The organism is Viridibacillus soli, assembly GCF_016612995.1.
Classification (GTDB): domain Bacteria; phylum Bacillota; class Bacilli; order Bacillales_A; family Planococcaceae; genus Viridibacillus; species Viridibacillus soli.
Genome location: NZ_JAEOAH010000006.1, coordinates 109440 through 129648 on the forward strand (window position 1 = coordinate 109440; position 20209 = coordinate 129648).

Here is a 20209-nt window from a genome sequence, read left to right on the forward strand (position 1 = left end):
AGTTGTGCAAGGCCTTTTTAATTCTTTTTTAGAATTGAATCATTTTTACTGGATCAACAATCTCATCAAATTGCGCTTCGGTTAATAATCCAGTTGCAAGAGCTGCCTCTTTTAATGTCAGGCCATTTTTATGTGCATGCTTTGCAATTTTAGCTGCATTTTCATAACCGATATGCGGGTTAAGTGCTGTCACTAGCATCAGCGAATTTTTTACAAAATGGTCTAATTTCTCTTCATTTGCCTCAATGCCTACTAAACAATGCTCGTTGAAGCTACGGATGACATCGCTTAATAAGCAAACCGATTGCATAAAATTGTAGAGAATAACCGGTTTGAACACATTGAGTTCAAAATTCCCTTGGCTAGCAGCAATACCGATCGTGACATCATTACCCATAACTTGCGTTGCAACCATCGTGACTGCTTCACTTTGCGTTGGGTTCACTTTGCCCGGCATGATAGAGCTGCCCGGTTCATTTTCAGGAATCGTAATTTCACCGATTCCGCTACGCGGACCACTTGCAAGCCATCGTACATCATTGGCGATTTTCATCATATCTGCTGCCAAACCTTTTAAAGCACCATGCACATGAACGATTTGATCATGGCTAGTGAGTGCATGGAATTTGTTTTCAGATGAAACAAAATGAAGTCCCGTTTCTTCATATAGCGCTTGTGCAACACTTTCACCGAATTCGCTAGGTGCATTGATGCCCGTTCCTACAGCCGTGCCACCGATGGCAAGCTCTAGTAAATGTTCTTTACTTTCCGTAATCATCTGCTCTGACTTCTCAATCATATGCAGCCAGCCGCTAATTTCTTGGCCAAGTGTTAATGGCGTTGCATCTTGTAAATGAGTACGGCCAATTTTAATCTTCATTTTAAATTGCTCAGCTTTTGCGAGCAATGTTGCTTTTATTTCTTGTAAAGCTGGTAGTAAATCATTCGTTACAACAGTAACAGCTGCAATATGCATCGCTGTTGGGAACGAGTCGTTTGAGCTTTGGGATTTGTTAACATCATCATTTGGATGAAGCATTTCTTCACTGCCTTGATTTTGCAAATACGCATTTCCAAGATGTGCGATGACTTCATTTACATTCATATTCGTCTGTGTGCCGCTGCCGGTTTGCCATACGACAAGTGGGAATTCTTCATCCCACTTACCCGCTATAATTTCATCCGCTGCGTGAACGATAGCTTTCGCCTTCACTTGCGACAAATTACCAAGCTCTGCACTGACAGTAGCGGCCGCTTTTTTAAGAAGTGCATACGCATAAATAAATTCAATTGGCATATGTTCTGTACCAATTTTAAAATTGTCCTTACTACGTTGCGTTTGCGCACCCCATTTATGTGCTGCCGGTACTTTTACTTCTCCCATAGAATCATGTTCAATACGATAATCCAATACCACTCATCTCCCTTGCTTTTCTACGAAATTTGTTTCCCCCTCAACTATTTATGATAGCGTTTTCTCATTGAATTGTCTTATATTGTGTTTGGATAAAGATATAAAAAACCTTGTACCAAAAAGCTAGTACAAGATTTGGATAAAGATATTAAGCTGGGAATGGTGTTGGCGTTGGTTCAGCGTAACCTTCTTTATAAGTTTCATCAATAAATTGACGGATCTCTTTTAAAGTTTTTCCTTCTTGTGCCATTTTAATCGATTGAATTGCGATTTCTACACATGCTACACAACGTGTGCCGTGATCATCCCAAACGATTGAGCCATCCTCTTTTACTTCACTGATGAAGCAATTCATATTACTTTTATGGCCTGCACTTTCCCCACAACCACAATAGCAAGGGATCCATTGTAAAATTTCAGTCGCTTGTCCAGTAGCTTTATAGACCAGCTTCAAATCATCTGATTGTGTATCTAAAAAGTTAGGTAAATCATCTGCTGAAGCCGTTGTCTCTTGTATATCACCATTGGCCACAGTATGCTGATGCCCTGCTTGCTCTTCTTTGTGCTGCTCTTGTTTTACCGGCTCATCTGCCTTGTCCTGATCACTGCTACAAGCTGTCAGTAACATGGAGCCCGCTAATAACAACGTAAACCATCTAAATTTCATTGCTAAAACTCCTTCATACACTTTTCCACTATTGTACCTTATTATGAATCACAACTTATATGGCAATTCAGGAACATTATTTTTCTTTAGATTTTCCGTGTACTCTTGTCTTAGCTCTGATTTACAGACCAAAAGTGTAGAGCGCTCGGATCTGGATGCAGTCGACGCCTCGTAGTAATGTTATGCACATTGCACAACTTTATAATTTCCTTAAAAATAAAAAACTGCCTCATTTTCATGAGACAGCCCTTCATTTATTCTGCTTCGTTTTTTGTTTCGATAATTGGAGTCGGGTTCTTTTTGCCTTGAATTTCATCTGCTAGGCGCTCAATACTCGGGCGAATTGTACCTTTACCAGAGTAGTTTTCTATTAGTTCTTTCATGTCGATACCTGATGTTTCTTTTAGCGATTCTTGTAATGTTGACATTAAATTTGTTGCGTAAGCAGTGACTTTGTTGGCACCACCGCCACCTTCGCCACCGCTACCTGTATCAACGACTGTAATTTTGTCGATGTTAGAAAGTGGGCTAGCAACTTGTTTCGCATATTCAGGCATCATATGGATGACCATATCAAGCACAGCTGCTTGGCCGTATTGCTCGAATGCTTCGGCAATCTTACGTTTCGCTTCTGCTTCTGCAAGACCTTTAAGACGGATAATATCCGCTTCTGCTTCACCTTGTGCACGTTCTGAATCGGCTTTTGCAAGACCATCTAAACGTACTTTTTCGGCATCGGCCTTCGCTCTTGCTTCAATGCTATATTTCTCCGCATCGGCTTGTGCTAATTGCTTCATTTTATCTGCTTCTGCATTTTGCTCTATCGCATAACGATCCGCATCAGCTTTTTTCTTCACTTCAGAGTCATATTGCTTCTCACGACGTAGAATTTCTTTTTCTTCTAATTCGATTTGCTTTTGACGCTCGATGATGCGAACTTGCATCTCTTGTTCTGTTACTTCTTGTTTTGCTTTAGCTGCTTCTAGCTCGTATGCTTGGTCAGCGCGGGCTTTAGCGACATCTTGCTCACGACGGAATTCTGCCACTTTTAATTGGTTTTCTTTTTCCGCCTCTGCAATTTCAGTTGCACGCTCAAGTTCTGCTTTTTGTGCTTCTTTATCTGATTCTGCACGTTTAATACGCGTTTCTTTTTCTGCATCAGCTGTTGCGATATCTGCATCACGTTTAACTTGTGCAATTCTCGGTTTACCTAATGAATCTAGGTAACCGTTTTTATCACGTACATCTTTAATAGTAAACGATACGATGATTAAGCCCATTTTCGCTAAATCTTGCGATGCTACACGTTGAACTTCTTGCGAGAATTTATCACGGTTTTTATAAATCTCTTCCACTGTCATTGAACCTAAAATTGAGCGTAGATGACCTTCTAAAACTTCTTTCGCTTCATTTTCACGTTCTACTTTTGGCTTGCCTAAAAATTGCTCTGCTGCTGTTGCAATTTCAGATATAGACCCGCCAATTTTGATGATTGCAATACCATCTGCCATAACTGGCACACCTTGCTCCGTATATACTTCTGGTGTTGTCACTTCTAGTTTACTAGATAATAAGCTTAGTGGTTCTGCTTGCTGGAATACAGGCAATACGAATGTACCTCCACCACGGATAATTTTAATACGATTACCCGATTCGTCTGTATGTACATTTTTTGATCCTAAATAACTACCTGTCACGATCAATGCTTCATCTGGACCTGCTGTACGATATTTTGTTACGTAAACACCAATAATTGCTAATAGCACGAATGCTACAACTCCAATTACGATTAATAACCCTATATTGTCGAAATTCATTCCATTTCCCCCTTTAATCTATTTTTGAAAACATTGGTTCATATTCTCTGACATACACCGTGCCTTCTCTTACTTCTACTATGAGAACTTTTTTGTCATACTCAACTTCTTCATTATCAAAACCTACAGCACGTTTTGAAATCAAACCATTCACCGTTTCAATGACAACTTCACCGAAACCATCAATAGGAATAGGTACAATCACCTTACCAATCTGCCCAGCCAATGACTCATCTGTATACGCCATCGATACTTCTGCAGATTTCAGCGGCAGTAGTATAAAGAAATACAGTAAAACACTTAATACGGTAGAGATAATTACTGCAATTGCCATATTAATGATACTTGAAAATGCCGTTAAACTTTCGAAGATAAAACCTACAGCTGCGAAGAATGTTAGAAAAGAAAGAATAACTGCAGGATTAAAATACGGAATACCTTCTCCAATACCATCGACTACATCACCAAAAAATAAAAATAATACCATGCATATTGCTAGAATTATTAGGGAATATAAATATACTTGTTCGATTGCCATTCCAAACAGTTCTATTCGACTCACCTCTCATATTCACGTTATTTTTCTTTCACTATGTTATACGGTTAAGCAAAAGAAAAGTTTCATTTTTCCTAATAATTCACATAATTATTTCGTGAACTTTTCTTATATTACAGGAATGTAAATTTTAGTCGAATTCATGTAAATAATGTAGGGATTTTTATGTCATTTTGTTATGATTATGAAGCATTAAAAAGAGATTTATTAGTTGATATTTAACCTAGGAGGATTCACATGTTTAGCTCAAAAAAACAAGACCCTTTCTTTGCGTCGCTTTTGAAAATTGCTGAAACAGTTAATGAAGCTGTACATTATGCAAATGACTTTAAAATTACAAGCATCGCTGACTTAAAAGAGCTTAGCGTAACATTAAAACGGTATGAGACCGATGGAGATAAATTAATTCATGAATTAATTTTCATGTTGAACAAATCATTTATGACACCGATCGAACGCGAAGATATTTTGGAATTAGCTGTACGTATGGATGATGTTCTTGATGGCATCGAAGGCTGTATTGCTCACTTTGAAATGTTCTCATTAACAGAGGTAGACGAATATATGCGTGAATTCCTTAAATATATTGTAAAAAGCACAGATGAAATTGTCCTTGCTATGGGACATTTAGCAAACAAAAAACTAATGGCTATGCGTGAACATGCCATTCTTATTAAAGATTATGAACGAAAATGTGATGAAGTTCTTCGTACATCAATTAAACAATTATTTTTACATGAAAAGGATCCTATTCGCATTATCCAATTCAAAGATATTTATGAGCAACTTGAAGAGGTAGCTGATTACTGTCAAGATGTTGCCAAAACAATGGATACGATTATAATGCGTAACGCCTAGGAGATGTAGAAATATTGGATACTGTCTTATTTTTGACCGTTCTTGTCGTTGTCTTCGCATTAGTATTCGACTTCATTAATGGTTTTCATGATACTGCAAATGCCATTGCTACAGCTGTTTCTACTCGTGCTTTACCACCTCGAGTAGCTGTACTAATGGCCGCAACTATGAACTTTGTAGGTGCTATTACATTCACAGGCGTGGCAAAAGCGCTAGCAAAAGATATCGTTGACCCATTTGCAATCGACAATGGGGTTGTTATTATTTTAGCTGCTTTGCTTTCCGCCATTATTTGGAACTTAGTAACCTGGTACTATGGTATCCCATCCAGTTCATCACATGCCCTAATCGGTTCACTAGCAGGAGCAGCAATCGCTGCTGCAGGTTTTGCTATTTTGAACTATGAAGGTTTTATCAAAATTATCAAAGCATTGATCTTCTCACCATTTATCGCAATCATCGCCGGTTTCATCATGATGTCAATTTTCAAAGTGATTTTCAGAGATTTGAATTTGTACCGAACTAATAAAGGATTCCGTAGATTGCAGATTTTCACTGCAGCGTTACAATCTTTTACACACGGTACAAATGATGCTCAAAAATCAATGGGTATCATTACAATGGCTTTAATCGCTGCTGGTATGCAAACTGGGGACGATATTCCGATGTGGGTACGTATTGCAGCTGCAACTGCAATGGGGCTAGGTACATCCATTGGTGGTTATAAAATCATCAAAACGGTTGGCGGTAAAATTATGAAAATCCGACCTGTTAACGGAGCAGCAGCTGATTTAGCTTCTGCTGCTGTAATTTTCGGTGCTACACAATTCCACTTACCTGTAAGTACAACACATGTTATTTCATCTTCTATCATGGGGGTTGGTTCAGCTCAACGTGTAAAAGGGGTTAAATGGGGCGTAGCAAGAAAAATCGTCATTACATGGATCATCACTTTACCTACATCCGCATTAATGGGTGCAGCTTTCTTCTTTGTGCTCAATCTATTTTTCTAATAGATAAATTTATAGGCTATCATTCATCAAAATGAATGGTAGCTTTTTATATAGCCAAAACCGTTCAAATGTTTTACGACAAAAAATTATACAATGCTTTACACTATTTTTATAGAGTGTTTTAGAAAGGCGGTTCAAGCATTTGCAAAGCTTATCTCGATTCATTACGAAATATTATAAAATCATAGCAACTATCTGGTGTACATTGTTTATCGCTTTTGCATTTTTCGCTATTCAGTTACCTGGACAGCTGCAAGGTGATGGATTTAAAGTTGATGGTGATCATCAAGCCGTTATGGACGAACTGACAGAGGATTTTGGCATACCTGCCGAATCCATTTTTGTTGTCTTTGACGGCGTCTCTGATAAAGACATTAAAATGACTTTGCAAAAGATTGAACAGTTAGATGATGTCGTTTCAATCCAATCTCCTCTAGATGTTGCCAAACTCCATAAAAAGGACGTTTCCTATGCTGTATTAAATTTCGACAATACTGTAGATGATATGTCAATTATCGTAACAGATATTCGCGATAAAATCGCTGACAAAAAGGGTGTCGCAATTACTGGTGGCTCGGTTATTTCCTCAGATATTAATACGGCCAGTCAGAAAGATTTAGCTAATGCTGAAGCAATCGGATTACCAATTGCGATACTTGTTTTACTCCTTGCATTTGGTAGCGTCGTCGCTTCTATTTTACCAATTGCAATTGGTGTCGTTACAGTCGTATCCGCATTTGGCATACTTTCTATGTTAAGCGGACAATTCGAGTTATCCATTTTCGTATTGAATATTATTCCAATGCTTGGTCTTGCACTCAGCATTGATTTCGCACTATTATTTATTAACCGCTATCGTGAGGAAAGATTACATTCAACTGTTGAGCAAGCCGTGCAAACAACGATCCAAACAGCTGGACGATCGATTATCTTCTCCGCCTTTTGTGTCATGATTGGGCTTGGGGCGATGATTGTTATTCAAGTTGAAATCTTCCATAATATTGCGCTTGGTGGCACGATTGCAGTATTCTTAGCAGTCGTTGCTTCATTAACTTTATTACCTGCAAGTATATTGCTATTAGGTGATCGCTTGAACAAGTGGACGATTATTCGCGTAAAACCGAGTAGTGTAACACGTTGGCATAGTTTTGCAACATTTGTCATGAAGCGTCCCATAACAGTCGTTATCATTTCATTGATCATTTTAGGAATAGGTATTATCCCTGTGAAAGATATGAAGCTAACGATTCCACAAATGGATGCTTTACCAACGTCATATGATGCTCGTACATCTTTTGAAAAGCTGCAAAAAGAATTTAACTTAGGCAAAAATTCCACTGTATATTTATTAGCAGAACGTCAGAATGGCTGGGACTCTAAGACTGGTCTAGAAGATCTTCATAAGCTGCAAGAGAAACTGCAAAAAGATTCTTTAGTGCGTGATGTGAAAACTATCTTTACAGAATCTAAAATCGATCAAGTAAATGATTGGGAGAACCGTATGCAATTGCCTGAGGTTGCAAAGCAACTAAACCCTTTAAAGGAAATGTTCATACGAGGTGATAAGTTATTTATCCCGATTACAATTGAAGCAAAAGGTACTTCTACAGAGGCGCAAGATTGGGTGCGTAAATGGTCTAAAAAAGATTTAGGCATAGACTTCAAACTAGGCGGTGAGGCAAAATTTAATCAAGAAATTTTCGATGAAATTTCAGATAAAATTATCGTTGCTCTGTCGATTATCATTATCTCTACATTCTTTATCCTTATGCTTGCATTCCGCTCCATATTAATTCCCATAAAGGCGATTTTAATGAACATTATTGGATTGTCTTCGGCATTTGGGATTCTCGTTTATATATTCCAATACGGACATTTCGGCATCGAGGCAGGGTCAATTGTATTAATCATTCCGGTCATTACATTTTGCCTAGTATTCGGTTTAAGTATGGACTATGAAGTATTCCTAATTTCAAGAATTCAAGAAGAGTATGAAAAAGGGATGAGTAATACCCGTGCAACAATTGATGGACTTACTTCTACAAGTAAAATCATTACATCTGCGGCATTAATCATGATTGTTATTACAGGGGCATTTGCCTTCACAGATGTTATGCCAGTGAAGCAAATTGGTGTCGGCATAGCGATTGCAATCGCTATCGATGCCACCATTATTCGCTTAATGCTCGTTCCAAGCTTGATGAAATTATTAGGTGATTGGAACTGGTGGATGCCATTCCAAAAGAAAAAGAACAAATAAAAAAGGGACAACCTGTTCAAAAACCAGGTTGCCCCTTTTCCTATTTATTAAAAATGGTTAGAATACCAAGCTTTCGCAGCGTTTAGTTCATCATGTGTTAACTGATGACCATAGTCGCTCCAATATACTTCTACTTCTGCCCCTGCTACTGTTAACAGCACTTCTAAGTCTTTCGATTCCTTTGGTGGGCACATATGATCATTTTTACCAGCTCCAATCCAAACAGGAAGTTGTGGCAATGCTGGTACTTCAATCTCTCTTCTTGGAACCATTGGATGATGCAAAATAGCACCTTTTACAATTGGACCGTTATGGAATAACAGACTACCTGCAATATTTGCACCGTTCGAGTAGCCAATTGCTACAACATTCTTGCGATCAAAGCGATATTGTGTTGCTGCTTCATCGATAAAATCGACCAATTCCTTTGTACGAAGCTCTAAATCCGCCAGATCAAAGACACCTTCTGCTAAGCGTCGGAAAAACCGTGGCATACCATTTTCCACAACATTTCCTCGCACTCCTAAAAGGGATGCAGTCGGATCAATTTCTTTTGCTAAGGCGACTAAATCATGCTCATTGCCACCCGTACCATGTAGTAATAACAGCGTTGGTTTACTGTCATCTGTACCTTTAATGAAAATATGTTGCATGGAGAACGCCTCCTAATTCATATTCTATAATCAATATCTCGAATTCGAGATAATTATAGATTGAACCGTGTCAGGCGTCAATGAATTTGCTTGGCTATTTTGCGTTGGATTATTCGCATAATATCGTTGAATAGAAAGGACAATGAGAATAACAGCAATAATAACGATACTAATTAATACAATAACTGCTTTCTTGCCAGACATAGGATTTCCCTACTTTCTTTAGCAATTGAACGCTAGGACTATACGATCCCGGCATTGAATGCCGTTTTCAAAAATCTTTTCTTCATAATGCTTTATAAAATAATCGTGTTCAATTTGGATCATGTCGAATCCACATTTTTGATACAATGCAAGCCTGCCAATACTAGAGTTACCTGTTGCGATCAGAATTCTGCGGTTGCGCTTCACTAACAGCATGCTGCACAAGTAATTTACCAATACCGTGCCCTTGCCCTTTTTCAGCTACTGCAACATTCATAATCTCAGTAATTTCTGTATTTTGAGAGAATAAAACGACCACCCAACATCCTCACCCGCCATACTCGCGATATAACACTTACCATCGCGAATATATTGGGCAATCATGTGCTCAGACGGATCTGCCAGTAATAGCAATTCCATTGGTGGTCGTTCAGTTACCGTTAGCAAACGATATGTTAGTATCATTTCTTAGACGGTTTAAAGCCTTCAGCGTATAAATAGTTTTCTGCATCATCACGTGTTCCAAAACTTTCTTCAAGGTTGAACCCATGATAAATATTCCAGAAAGAATCATCATTTACTAAAAGCAATTGGTCATCATTGCGGTTGCGCCAGCTTTGCTCAATTTTCACCTCTGGTACTACTTCATCAATCTCAGATAAGAATGTAAGGGCATCCTCAATAATTTCACGAAGTTCTTGCTCAGAGAAATCACGAATATTTACAAGGCCACCACGGTCTTCTGCTTTATAACGTAACAAATCGCCTACGTAAACATAACCGTTACCGTTTGGATGTAATTTTTCTACAACAATTTTTTTCTCATATTGGCTACCATCAAAGTGGTAATTTAATCGTTTCATCGAAATTTCTTTGCGTGTTAATTGAGGAAAGCTTTCGATGATCGCTTGTTTTTGTTCAAATGTTAACATAGTATGCTCCTTTATTGTTTGCATTCATCATTAAGTATAGCATCTTTTACATGTCAATTCGCTTTATAGTAATATCTTGTCCATCTTTCGTTAATAAAAATACATCGGGATTTTTCATCGCTTGCCAACCTGAGAAACCAAAACCAGAATTATATTTCGTGATTAGTAACGATAATAGATTGCCATGTGAAATGATTGCAGCATCTTCAACAGATGCTTCGAACAATTCTTCTATTAACTGGTTAATACGCTCTGTTGCTTCTTTACTAGATTCGCCACCTTCGTATTTCACATCCATATCAAGAAAAGTTTGTTGTAATTTTTCTAACCAATCATCAATATTTTGTGTGCTTAATATGCGCTCGGCTAAACGTTCATCACGTTCAATATCAATTTGTGCTTTCTTTGCAAATGGTTCAATTGTTTGGATAGCTCTAGTGAAAGGACTTGAAATAATTCGTTTAATTTCGTATTGCTGTAAGCTTTCTGCTAATTGTTTCGCTTGTTCAATACCTTCAACAGTTAGCATCGCTTCTCTTTCTTGACCAGCCGCCTTACAATGACGAATAATATAAATTTTCTTCATGAATATTCCCCCTATCTTCTGTATAATATTGTATACTGTTGACATACTATTTTGACAATAACATTTGAAACAAAGACAAGGATTAGTAAAGATAGACCTGTTTTTAAAGAGAGAGGATTGCTTGGTGGAAGATCCTTAAAAACAACTACTTGAACCTACCTTCGAGTTCATCATTGAAAAATGATGCGGCGACAGTCGTTAACATGTTCGAGAGTAGAGCTTCGCTTTAAATAAGGGTGGTACCGCCGTAATGGGTCCCTTATTTGAATCGGGCTTTTTATTTTGAGAAAGAGGTGTTTATAATGGCAAAAGAATTTGTAAAAGATGTAACGGCAATGGATGAAGATTTCGCCAAATGGTATACCGATGTTGTCACAAAAGCAGATTTAATCGACTATTCAAGTGTACGCGGTTGTATGATTATCCGCCCCTACGGCTATGCTCTATGGGATAATATTAAAAATGCACTCGATGCAAAAATTAAAGAAACAGGCCATGAAAACGTCTATATGCCCCTTTTCATTCCTGAATCTCTATTGCAAAAAGAAAAGGATCACGTTAAAGGATTTGCACCAGAAGTTGCATGGGTTACTCATGGTGGGGAAGAAAAATTACAAGAGCGCTTAGTAGTTCGTCCAACTTCAGAAACATTATTCTGTGAGCACTATGCTAATATTATTCATTCTTATCGTGATCTACCAAAGCTTTATAACCAATGGGCAAATGTCGTACGTTGGGAAAAAACGACACGTCCATTCTTGCGTACACTCGAGTTTTTATGGCAAGAAGGTCACACGGCACACGCTACACAAGAAGAGGCTCAAGAAGAAACATTACGCATGTTAAATGTGTACGCCCAAATTTGTGAGAAGTACTTAGCCATTCCAGTATTAAAAGGCCAAAAAACAGAAAAAGAAAAATTCGCTGGAGCAGAGGCAACTTACACTATTGAAACACTAATGCATGACGGCAAAGCTTTACAATCAGGTACATCACATAATTTTGGAGATGGCTTTGCACGCGCATTTGACATTAAATATCTCGATAAAGAAGGTAAACAACAATTTGTCCATCAAACTTCTTGGGGGTTCACAACACGTATTATCGGCGCACTTATTATGGTTCATGGAGATAATCGTGGTCTAGTCGTTCCTCCACGTATCGCTCCAACACAAGTGATGATTGTACCAATCGCTCAACATAAAGAAGGCGTATTAGACTTCGCATATGATTTGAAAGAGCGTCTCCGCAAAGTTGCACGTGTCGAAATTGACGCTAGCGACAAAAAACCGGGTTGGAAATTTAATGAGTACGAAATGAAAGGCATTCCAATCCGTCTTGAAGTCGGACCAAAAGACATTGAAAATAAGCAAGTCGTCTTAGCTCGTCGTGACTCAGGAGAAAAAATCTTCGTAGCACTCGATGAACTAGAAGAGAAATTGCCAGCATTACTAGAAGAGATTCAAAATGATCTATACAATAAAGCTCTAAATCACCGAGAAGAAAATACATTTACTGTCCAAACACTTGATGCATTTAAATCTCAACTAGAAAACAAGCAAGGATTTATCAAAGCAATGTGGTGTGGTGATCAAGCTTGTGAAGATAAAATCAAAGAGGAAACAAGCGCAACATCCCGTTGCATACCATTTGATCAAGAACAAGTTTCACACACCTGCATCTGCTGTGGCAAATCAGCAGATAAAATGGTCGTATGGGCTAAAGCATACTAAATGCTAAAGGCGCTCGTTTAACGGCGACAAGCGTTGTAAAGTCTAAGAACGCCGCATCGTGCGGGCCTGAAACAAAAGCATCTTTTCAACTTTTGTCCGAGAGAACGGAAACGACCTCGAGCCGTTAGCATCTGAAGCTGGATATACTTAATGCTGAGGACGCCCGTCTAGCTGCGACAGACACTGGAGGGCTCGAACACAAGACGCTTTTTGTCTTGTGCCGAGAGACCGAAGTGACCCGAGCAGTTGGCGTCCGAAGCTAGATATACTTAATGCTGAGGACGCCCGTCTAGCTGCGACAGGCACTGGAGGGCTCGAACACAAGACGCTTTTTGTCTTGTGCCGAGAGACCGAAGTGACCCGAGCAGTTGGCGTCCGAAGCTGGATATACTTATTGCTGAAGCGGCTAGATTAGCTTCTATGACTAAACGCTTATCTGTTATAACTCGAGCACCATCTTCTATGACTCAATATCCTCTAACTCCAAAACAGTTTTATTATTAGAACAACAAACATAAATCACCGGTTTTCAAGCAAAGTTAATCCCATTATTCAGTAAAATCATCCGTTTTAAAGACGCTAGCCTAAGATCACACCTCAAACCTGGCAATACTAAAATCTAAACACCAAAATCCACCCACTCAAAAAGCACGTTGCCTATGCAACGTGCTTTTCTTATAAAACCTCATGTAATTTTGCTAACACATTCTCCATATACGATGTATTATACCCAACAAAATCAGCATATGTAGCATTTTTCGAAAGAGCTATTTTCTCTCCACTTTCGATTACTTCAAAACCTTCAACATATAGAGTATTGCTCCGACCTGAGTAGAAATCTTGCACTGCCCCGAGCTCTGCACAAACAATGCCAGCTACCTCTTCCTCCTGTAAATGGAAACCTTCAAAATCTGCGTCACGGGCAACATAGTACACATGCGCAAATTCCAAGTCGATTATCGATGGCTGTTGAATACGAGTTTCAAACACTCCGAGCTTTTTCAGATCACTAGCCTTCAGTGGTAAACCAAGCTCTTCTTGTAATTCACGAATACCATCCTCTGCTCGCTCATTGGCCAACAAATGCCCGGCAGCTGTAATATCGAATTGACTCGCATAATCCTTTTTGCAAGCGCTTCTCAGCTGAAAATAAAGATAATTCTGTCCCCCGATCTTACTTACAAGCCAACAATGGAATGTTTCATGCCACAAGCCTTTCGTATGGACTTCCTCTCTAGTCGCCTCGCCGATTGGTTCATGATTACTGTCAAATATCCTTAATAGTTCACTATCCATTGCAATCACCTAAACATTTTTCGTGGCGGCTGAACGAATAGCCTTACGATGTTCATAAATATTTTTTACAATTACTTTTCCTACAGCATAAGCAGGTACGCCTAGAAGGATACCTAGGAATCCAGCTATGTTACCCGCGGCTAAAATAATCGTAATTACAGTGAGTGGGTGAATATCTAGTGATTTCCCCATAACATTTGGAGTAATTAAATTACTATCAATTTGTTGTGCGACTAATGTGACTACGCACACCCAAATGGCTAGCTTTGGATCTTGTAAAAAACCAATTATTAGCGCCGGTACAAAAGCAATCCACGGGCCAATGAATGGAATAACATTCATAAAAAATGCAAAAACGACTAATAACAACGCGTAATCTAATCCAATAATTAAATAGCCGATATACATCATAGTTGCTAATAAGAAACTGATAAGAAGCTGTCCTTGAATATAAGAACGCAGTACATCATCAATATCAGCCAATGTTTTCTTAATCCAATCGCGACGATTTCCTGAAAACATTTTATAAATTGATGGTGCAAATTTCTCGTGATCCTTCAACATGAAGATAAAGAAGAACGGCACTAATATTAAGATAAATGCCCACGAAACAATCGTTTGTATTAGTTGCACTAAAAATACGCTCGTCAACATTGCATACTTTTGGATAGAGTTTGCAATCTTATCAATCGCTTCATTTACTTGCGGAGGTAAGCTTGTACTATTATCTTGAATATAGTTTGCCATGTTCATAATTTCATGAGCAAGATTTGGTGCACTCTTCACTAAATTATTCGTCTGCTCTGACACAGAGGGGGCAATCATTAAGGCAAAACCGCCTATAACTGCTATTAATGCGATGATAATAGTTAAGATGCTTGCCCACCGAGGAAAATTACGTTTCTCTAAAAACCGCTGTATAGGTTCTGTTATGTAATACAAAATGCCCCCAAGTAAAAGTGGTGTGAAAATTGCGCTTGCAATAATAACCACTGGGTAAAACAAATAATTAATTTCCAAGAAGTACTTTACTATTAATAACGCGAGCAAAATACCAACGCCTGCTTGAAACCATAGTTTTTTTGTCACAAACTTCACTTCCTTATCGCCTATAAGGCATCATTTTATCATTAAGTATACGTCATTTTATATTGGAAGAGAAATGTAAATCTTATTAAGAAAACTATAATTATATGAATATCCATCAAAAAATTCGAGTAAATCCAATGACATTAGTTGATTTTCTAGTGAGGTGTTGTTACGTTATTTAGTAGAACTTTACATAAAGGTGTTGGTGTAATGAAGAACAATTGGGCACATGCGTCTAAGCAATATTTACTACATCCATATACTCTCGCACTCATCGTGCTATTTATTAAAATAATTGCCTTTCGCACAGTGATATTCCACAACCGTTCCGTGCTGCAAATTGTGCTATTAGAGTATCCAATATGGGCGTTGATGATGACCCTTATCATCGTACTATTTAAAAAGCGGACATGGCTTGCTGTATGGATTTTCAATGCCGTTTTATCCGCATTATTTATTGTCATATTGTATTACACACGGTATTTTTCAACTCTACCGTCTTATTATGATGTGAAGCAAATTTACCAATCGCACTCAGTCGGTGGAACCGTTGCTTTACTCGGTACCCCTTATGACTATTTATTTTTCCTGGATGTTATTTTGATTCTACCGTTGATAAAATATTTCACAAAAGATCGACAGTCACTTTACTTCAAAGGGGCTAGAAAGGGACTGCTTGCCTTTACATGTATCGGTGTCATTACGACCTCCCTTGCATTCAGACAACCACTCATTGATGTGTCTTATTTTGCAAAAGAAAATGGCTATTTGCAAACGCAAATCGTCCAACTCTATGAACGTAGCTTCGGCATCGCACTAGCTACTAAAGAAAAGCTAATTGACGCCGATCTTGAAAAACTAAAAGGTAATGACTATGTACCATTTAATGAGCACAACACATTTGGCGTCGCTAAAAACCGTAATGTCTTTGTGATCCAAGTAGAATCATTGCAAAACTTCGTCATCAAACGTGACATTAATGGGCAAGAAATCACACCTAACTTAAATAAGCTATTAGAAGATAGTGCTTATTTCAATAATGTCTATCAACAGATTGGTGCAGGTAACACATCTGACGCAGAGTGGATAATGCATACAGGTCTTTATCCTGAAGGTATGGACCCTACTGTCAATTTACTTAAGGATATGGAAATTGCTTCGTTACCACGCATGCTCAGTGCAGAAGGTTATGGCACAGCGACATTCCATGCAGATGATATTACGTATTGGAGTCGTGATCAGCTTTATCCAGCACTTGGCTTTGGACATATTTATACTGCAGAAGATATTCCAGACCAGGAACCCATCGGCTTTGGCCCTGCCGATGAAGTGACATTCCGATATGCTGAAACCCAAATTCAAAGCTTGTTACAGCAGTATAACCGCGTTTACGCTAACATTGTTACATTGACTAGCCATACGCCATTTAAAATGCCCGAGGAGTATGAATACCTGGACTTACCAGAAAACTTCAAAGACACATATGTCGGCAATTATTTGCAGTCTATACGTTATACAGATAGACAAATTGGACAGTTTGTTGCAAATTTAAAGAAATTAGGATTATATGAAAATTCCGTTATTCTTGTTTACGGGGATCACTCTGGCTTGCATGGGAAACCTGTTACAAAAGAGGATGAAGTGTTGTTAGAAGGCTTGCTAGGTCACCCGTACAACTTAAAGGATCGCTTCATCGTACCCGTATTATTTGCTGCACCGGGTATTTTTGATAATGAAAAGATTGAGCATCTTGGTGGACAAACAGATTTAATGCCAACGCTCATGAACTTACTTGGCATAGAACCTACTTCACAGCTTATAGGACACAATTTATTCCAGTATGAACATAATCTACTCGGCATGCGTTATTACTTGCCTGGAGGCTCTTATATTAGCGATCACACGATGTATATTGCACCGAGTGCTCAGCAGCCTGCCTCTCTATTAACGCGTGAAACGATGAAAAAGGCGAAATTCACAAATCGTTCGCAAAAAAATATAAATAATACGCTATCGATTTTGCAATACTCCGACCAACTACGCCGTGAGAAATCGGTCAGTAAGAGAAAACCTCATTGAACATTCAATGAGGTTTTTTTATGCATATATAAAGTTAGGTGCCTTCCGAATTATTACTTCCCAATTAGTACCTGTACCAATACGGTAAGCATCTGCAAACGAACCTTGGTTAATCGCAATACCTACATTATCAAGTGAATTAACGTAGACAAGTGGTTCACCAATATGAAGGTCTGCGAATGAGTGGCCGTATGTCATAATACTTTTATAGATTTTACGACCATTCGTACTAATCGTTACTTCAAAAGCATCCCCGTAGCTTTCTGCAATTTGTTTAAACTGCGAACGTCTAACATTTGTCCATAAATTCCCGAAAGGTCTGTCGATAATATCTATGATGCCTGTTATAACCCCTTCCTCAATGACTGATTCTTTCAATTCCAATTCGACTATGTCACTCACCTGGAGGGATGATCCAACTTCATCATATGCAATGGTACCAGATGCTAAACGTGCGCCTGTATAAGCGAAAATATCTCGACCATGGAATGTATGTGACTCACCTGAATTCGGCAAACGATTAATAGTCTCATCAATTTCTCGAACTTCTTCAATGCCGTAATAGCGCTTAATATGTGTCAATGTTCCATTATCAGGCGTGACGATATATTGTCCATTAATCGTTTTAACAACGGCCGCTTTACGATCAGAACCAACACCTGGGTCGACAATTGATACAAACACTGTTTCTTCAGGCCAGTAACGAACCGTTTGCAATAAACGATAGCTCCCTTCCCAAATGTTAAATTGTGGGATTTGATGCGTAATATCATAAATTTTAATCGTGTGATCTACACCGTTTGCCACACCATACATAGCGCTCACTGCACCATCTCTGACACCAAAGTCAGATTGAAAAACAAGTAAACCTTTTGCCATTATACAAACATCTCCTTGTTCATTTATTAAATCCCTTATGCTAAAGCCAAAAATAGCTAAAAAAATCCCGTCCCTCTCAATCATTAAAATGATTAAAAAGGACGAGATATATTCTCGTGTTACCACCTTTATTTGTTACTTATTCACATAAGTAACCTCCATCAGTACAGAATCGCTTCAAAATGCACTCTAGACTGTGATATAGGTAACGGGTACCAACTCCCGCCGCAATCTACTGATGCCATATAGACACGTTCAAAACGGAGCTCAGAGGCCATTTTTCAAATGACGAATTTCTGCTTCTTTTCAGCTACCGAAGCTTTCTTTTGAGAAATGCATTCATCCTACTTTTTCTCTTCTACGCTTTTATTTTTTCTAACAATGTAAATTTACATTGTTAGAAATCGTATGTCAACAGTTTTCTGAAAATTTTTTACAATTTGTCATCTTCGACTGAATTTAAGTATTCTTCGATTGAATCGATTACGGATTCAACACAGCCTTCTTCAAATGGCGATACTAGATTCGCTTCCGCTACAAGTTTTGTAAAAGATTGTGAGCCACCTAGTTGACAAAGATGGATATAGTCCGCCCATGCTTCCCCATGATTGTCTCTTGAACGCTTCCAAAATTGGAATGCACAGATTTGTGCTAAAGTGTAATCGATATAGTAGAACGGACTTTCATAAATGTGGCCTTGGCGTTGCCAGAAGCCACCTTGCTCTAGATACTCAATACCATCATAGTCACGGTGTGGTAAGTAAATTCCCTCTATTTTCTTCCATGCCTCTTTTCGTTCTGCAGGCGTCATTTCAGGATTTTCATAGATAACATGTTGGAATTCGTCTACTGCTACACCATATGGTAGGAATAATAGTGCACCACTTAGATGAGCAAATTTGTATTTTTCCGTATCTTCTTTGAAGAATAGCTCCATCCAAGGCCATGTGAAGAATTCCATACTCATAGAGTGAATTTCACAAGATTCAAATGTTGGCCAAATATATTCTGGAATACCAATATTACGACTGGTATACACTTGGAATGCATGGCCTGCTTCATGTGTTAACACATCAATATCACCAGAAGTACCATTAAAGTTTGAAAAGATGAACGGTGATTCGTAATCATCGATAAATGTACAGTAACCGCCACCCTCTTTCCCCTTTTTCGCTACTAAATCCATTAAATCATGTTCAATCATGAAGTTGAAGAATTCTCCCGTTTCTGCGGATAACTCTTCATACATTTTTTTACCGTTATCCACAATCCACTCCGGGGTACCTTTAGGAGTTGCATTACCTGTTAAGAAGTTCAAACCTTCATCTTGGTACTTTAATTTATCCACACCGATGCGTTTCGCTTGGCGTTCATATAATTTATTCGCTACAGGTACGATATAATCGCGTACTTGATCACGGAACTTTTTCACCATTTCAGCGTTATAGTCAATACGATTCATTTGGATATAGCCAAGCTCTACATAATTTTTATAGCCTAATTTAACAGCCATTTCATGACGCACATTTACAAGTTGATCGTAAATGTCATCAAATTTTCCTTCATTATCTTTAAAGAATCCAGTGCTTGCTTCTCTTGCTTTCTTACGTGTTTCACGGTCCGCTGATTCTGCATAGGGCCCTAATTGAGCAAGGGTTAGTACGTCACCGTTAAATTCAATTTGGGCAGAAGCTATTAGTTTAGAATAATCAGAAGATAGTTTATTCTCTTTTTGCATTAATGAAATGAGCTCAGGCGAGAACGATTTAATTTGGAATTCAGCTAAATCAAATAGCTGTTCTCCCCATTTCTCTTGTAACTCTTGGCGGAATGGTGATGCGATAAGTGCTTTATAATACTCAGTTATTAGATCATCCATCTCAGGTCCGATTTCATCAAAATAATCGCGTTCTTTTTGATAGAATTCATCATTCGTATCGATTGAAGCACGAATGTGTACTAAATTTGATTGCGTAGAAAAATCATTACGGATGGTATTAATCGCACTAATAACTGTACTTTGTTCTTCTACTGTTTTAGCAACTTTAAACTCTTCTAACAGTTTATAGAATTGCTCTTTGCTAACAGTTAAATCAGGTCTTTTGTATTCATATTCTGTAAAATTGGCCATATGTAATCTTCTCTCCTTTATGCTTCGAATTCCGAAAAGTCT

The 20209-nt window shown here is 38.3% G+C and carries 17 protein-coding genes, 1 pseudogene and 2 other annotated features; of the genes and pseudogenes, 5 read left to right on the forward strand and 13 right to left on the reverse strand.

The genetic code is table 11. The features are described 5' to 3' along the window. Positions 1-28: 28 nt before the first annotated feature. From fumC to JFL43_RS07030, 4 genes are all read right to left on the reverse strand, one after another. Positions 29-1411 carry a class II fumarate hydratase gene (fumC, locus tag JFL43_RS07015; protein WP_200748444.1) on the reverse strand — a complete coding sequence of 461 codons (1383 nt, stop codon included), beginning with the start codon at positions 1409-1411 and terminating at the stop codon, positions 29-31. Between the two features lie 151 nt (positions 1412-1562). Next, positions 1563-2081 (reverse strand): PCYCGC motif-containing (lipo)protein, encoded by a 519-nt coding sequence (locus JFL43_RS07020; protein ID WP_200748445.1) that lies wholly within the window; start codon positions 2079-2081, stop codon positions 1563-1565. A gap of 254 nt (positions 2082-2335) precedes the next feature. Continuing rightward, positions 2336-3898, reverse strand: coding sequence for a flotillin family protein (locus JFL43_RS07025; RefSeq protein WP_100795609.1), 1563 nt, complete (start codon positions 3896-3898; stop codon positions 2336-2338). Positions 3899-3911: 13 nt separating this feature from the next. Next, a complete protein-coding gene (locus JFL43_RS07030; RefSeq protein WP_325166649.1) occupies positions 3912-4451 on the reverse strand; it encodes a hypothetical protein in 540 nt (179 codons plus the stop codon). A gap of 240 nt (positions 4452-4691) precedes the next feature. Between JFL43_RS07030 and JFL43_RS07035 the strand changes: the two genes are divergently transcribed. The 3 genes from JFL43_RS07035 to JFL43_RS07045 all read left to right on the forward strand — a co-directional run bounded on the left by JFL43_RS07035 (position 4692) and on the right by JFL43_RS07045 (position 8585). After that, complete coding sequence (locus JFL43_RS07035) at positions 4692-5312, forward strand: DUF47 domain-containing protein (RefSeq protein WP_200748446.1); 621 nt, start codon at positions 4692-4694, stop codon at positions 5310-5312. 14 nt (positions 5313-5326) lie between these two features. Then, positions 5327-6325 (forward strand): inorganic phosphate transporter, encoded by a 999-nt coding sequence (locus tag JFL43_RS07040; protein ID WP_100795606.1) that lies wholly within the window; start codon positions 5327-5329, stop codon positions 6323-6325. 142 nt (positions 6326-6467) lie between these two features. Then, positions 6468-8585, forward strand: a complete 2118-nt coding sequence (locus JFL43_RS07045) for an MMPL family transporter (protein WP_200748447.1) — start codon at positions 6468-6470, stop codon at positions 8583-8585. 47 nt (positions 8586-8632) lie between these two features. On the opposite strand, the gene JFL43_RS07050 is transcribed toward JFL43_RS07045, so the two are convergent. The 5 genes and pseudogenes from JFL43_RS07050 to JFL43_RS07070 all read right to left on the reverse strand — a co-directional run bounded on the left by JFL43_RS07050 (position 8633) and on the right by JFL43_RS07070 (position 10960). Next, a complete protein-coding gene (locus JFL43_RS07050) occupies positions 8633-9238 on the reverse strand; it encodes an alpha/beta hydrolase (protein WP_200748448.1) in 606 nt (201 codons plus the stop codon). A gap of 30 nt (positions 9239-9268) precedes the next feature. After that, positions 9269-9442, reverse strand: a complete 174-nt coding sequence (locus JFL43_RS07055) for a hypothetical protein (RefSeq protein ID WP_157812908.1) — start codon at positions 9440-9442, stop codon at positions 9269-9271. 18 nt (positions 9443-9460) lie between these two features. Then, positions 9461-9907 (reverse strand): annotated as a pseudogene (locus JFL43_RS07060) (GNAT family N-acetyltransferase). After that, positions 9904-10374: a hypothetical protein gene (locus JFL43_RS07065; RefSeq protein ID WP_100795603.1), complete on the reverse strand. Its 471-nt coding sequence runs from the start codon at positions 10372-10374 to the stop codon at positions 9904-9906. The pseudogene JFL43_RS07060 and the gene JFL43_RS07065 overlap by 4 nt, the downstream one beginning before the upstream one ends. 46 nt (positions 10375-10420) lie before the next feature. After that, positions 10421-10960 carry a histidine phosphatase family protein gene (locus JFL43_RS07070; RefSeq protein WP_200748449.1) on the reverse strand — a complete coding sequence of 180 codons (540 nt, stop codon included), beginning with the start codon at positions 10958-10960 and terminating at the stop codon, positions 10421-10423. A 63-nt stretch (positions 10961-11023) separates the two neighbouring features. Next, positions 11024-11223, forward strand: a binding site (T-box leader). 39 nt (positions 11224-11262) lie between these two features. Here JFL43_RS07070 and proS point away from each other — a divergent pair. Beyond that, positions 11263-12693, forward strand: coding sequence for a proline--tRNA ligase (gene proS / locus JFL43_RS07075; protein WP_200748450.1), 1431 nt, complete (start codon positions 11263-11265; stop codon positions 12691-12693). A 675-nt stretch (positions 12694-13368) separates the two neighbouring features. On the opposite strand, the gene JFL43_RS07080 is transcribed toward proS, so the two are convergent. Beyond that, entirely contained in the window at positions 13369-13989 is a 621-nt protein-coding gene (locus tag JFL43_RS07080; RefSeq protein ID WP_200748451.1) for an NUDIX hydrolase, read from the reverse strand. A 9-nt stretch (positions 13990-13998) separates the two neighbouring features. Beyond that, positions 13999-15078, reverse strand: a complete 1080-nt coding sequence (locus JFL43_RS07085; RefSeq protein WP_100795599.1) for an AI-2E family transporter — start codon at positions 15076-15078, stop codon at positions 13999-14001. Between the two features lie 210 nt (positions 15079-15288). Here JFL43_RS07085 and JFL43_RS07090 point away from each other — a divergent pair, with 210 nt between their 5' ends. After that, positions 15289-17157, forward strand: coding sequence for an LTA synthase family protein (locus JFL43_RS07090; protein WP_200748452.1), 1869 nt, complete (start codon positions 15289-15291; stop codon positions 17155-17157). Between the two features lie 18 nt (positions 17158-17175). Here the strand turns inward: JFL43_RS07090 and JFL43_RS07095 are convergent, their stop codons facing one another. Both JFL43_RS07095 and JFL43_RS07100 read right to left on the reverse strand, forming a co-directional pair. Further along, positions 17176-18036, reverse strand: coding sequence for an SAM hydrolase/SAM-dependent halogenase family protein (locus JFL43_RS07095; RefSeq protein ID WP_200748453.1), 861 nt, complete (start codon positions 18034-18036; stop codon positions 17176-17178). A gap of 94 nt (positions 18037-18130) precedes the next feature. Continuing rightward, positions 18131-18406: a binding site (T-box leader), on the reverse strand. Between the two features lie 63 nt (positions 18407-18469). Beyond that, a complete protein-coding gene (locus JFL43_RS07100) occupies positions 18470-20167 on the reverse strand; it encodes a M3 family oligoendopeptidase (protein ID WP_200748454.1) in 1698 nt (565 codons plus the stop codon). Between the last annotated feature and the right edge of the window lie 42 nt (positions 20168-20209).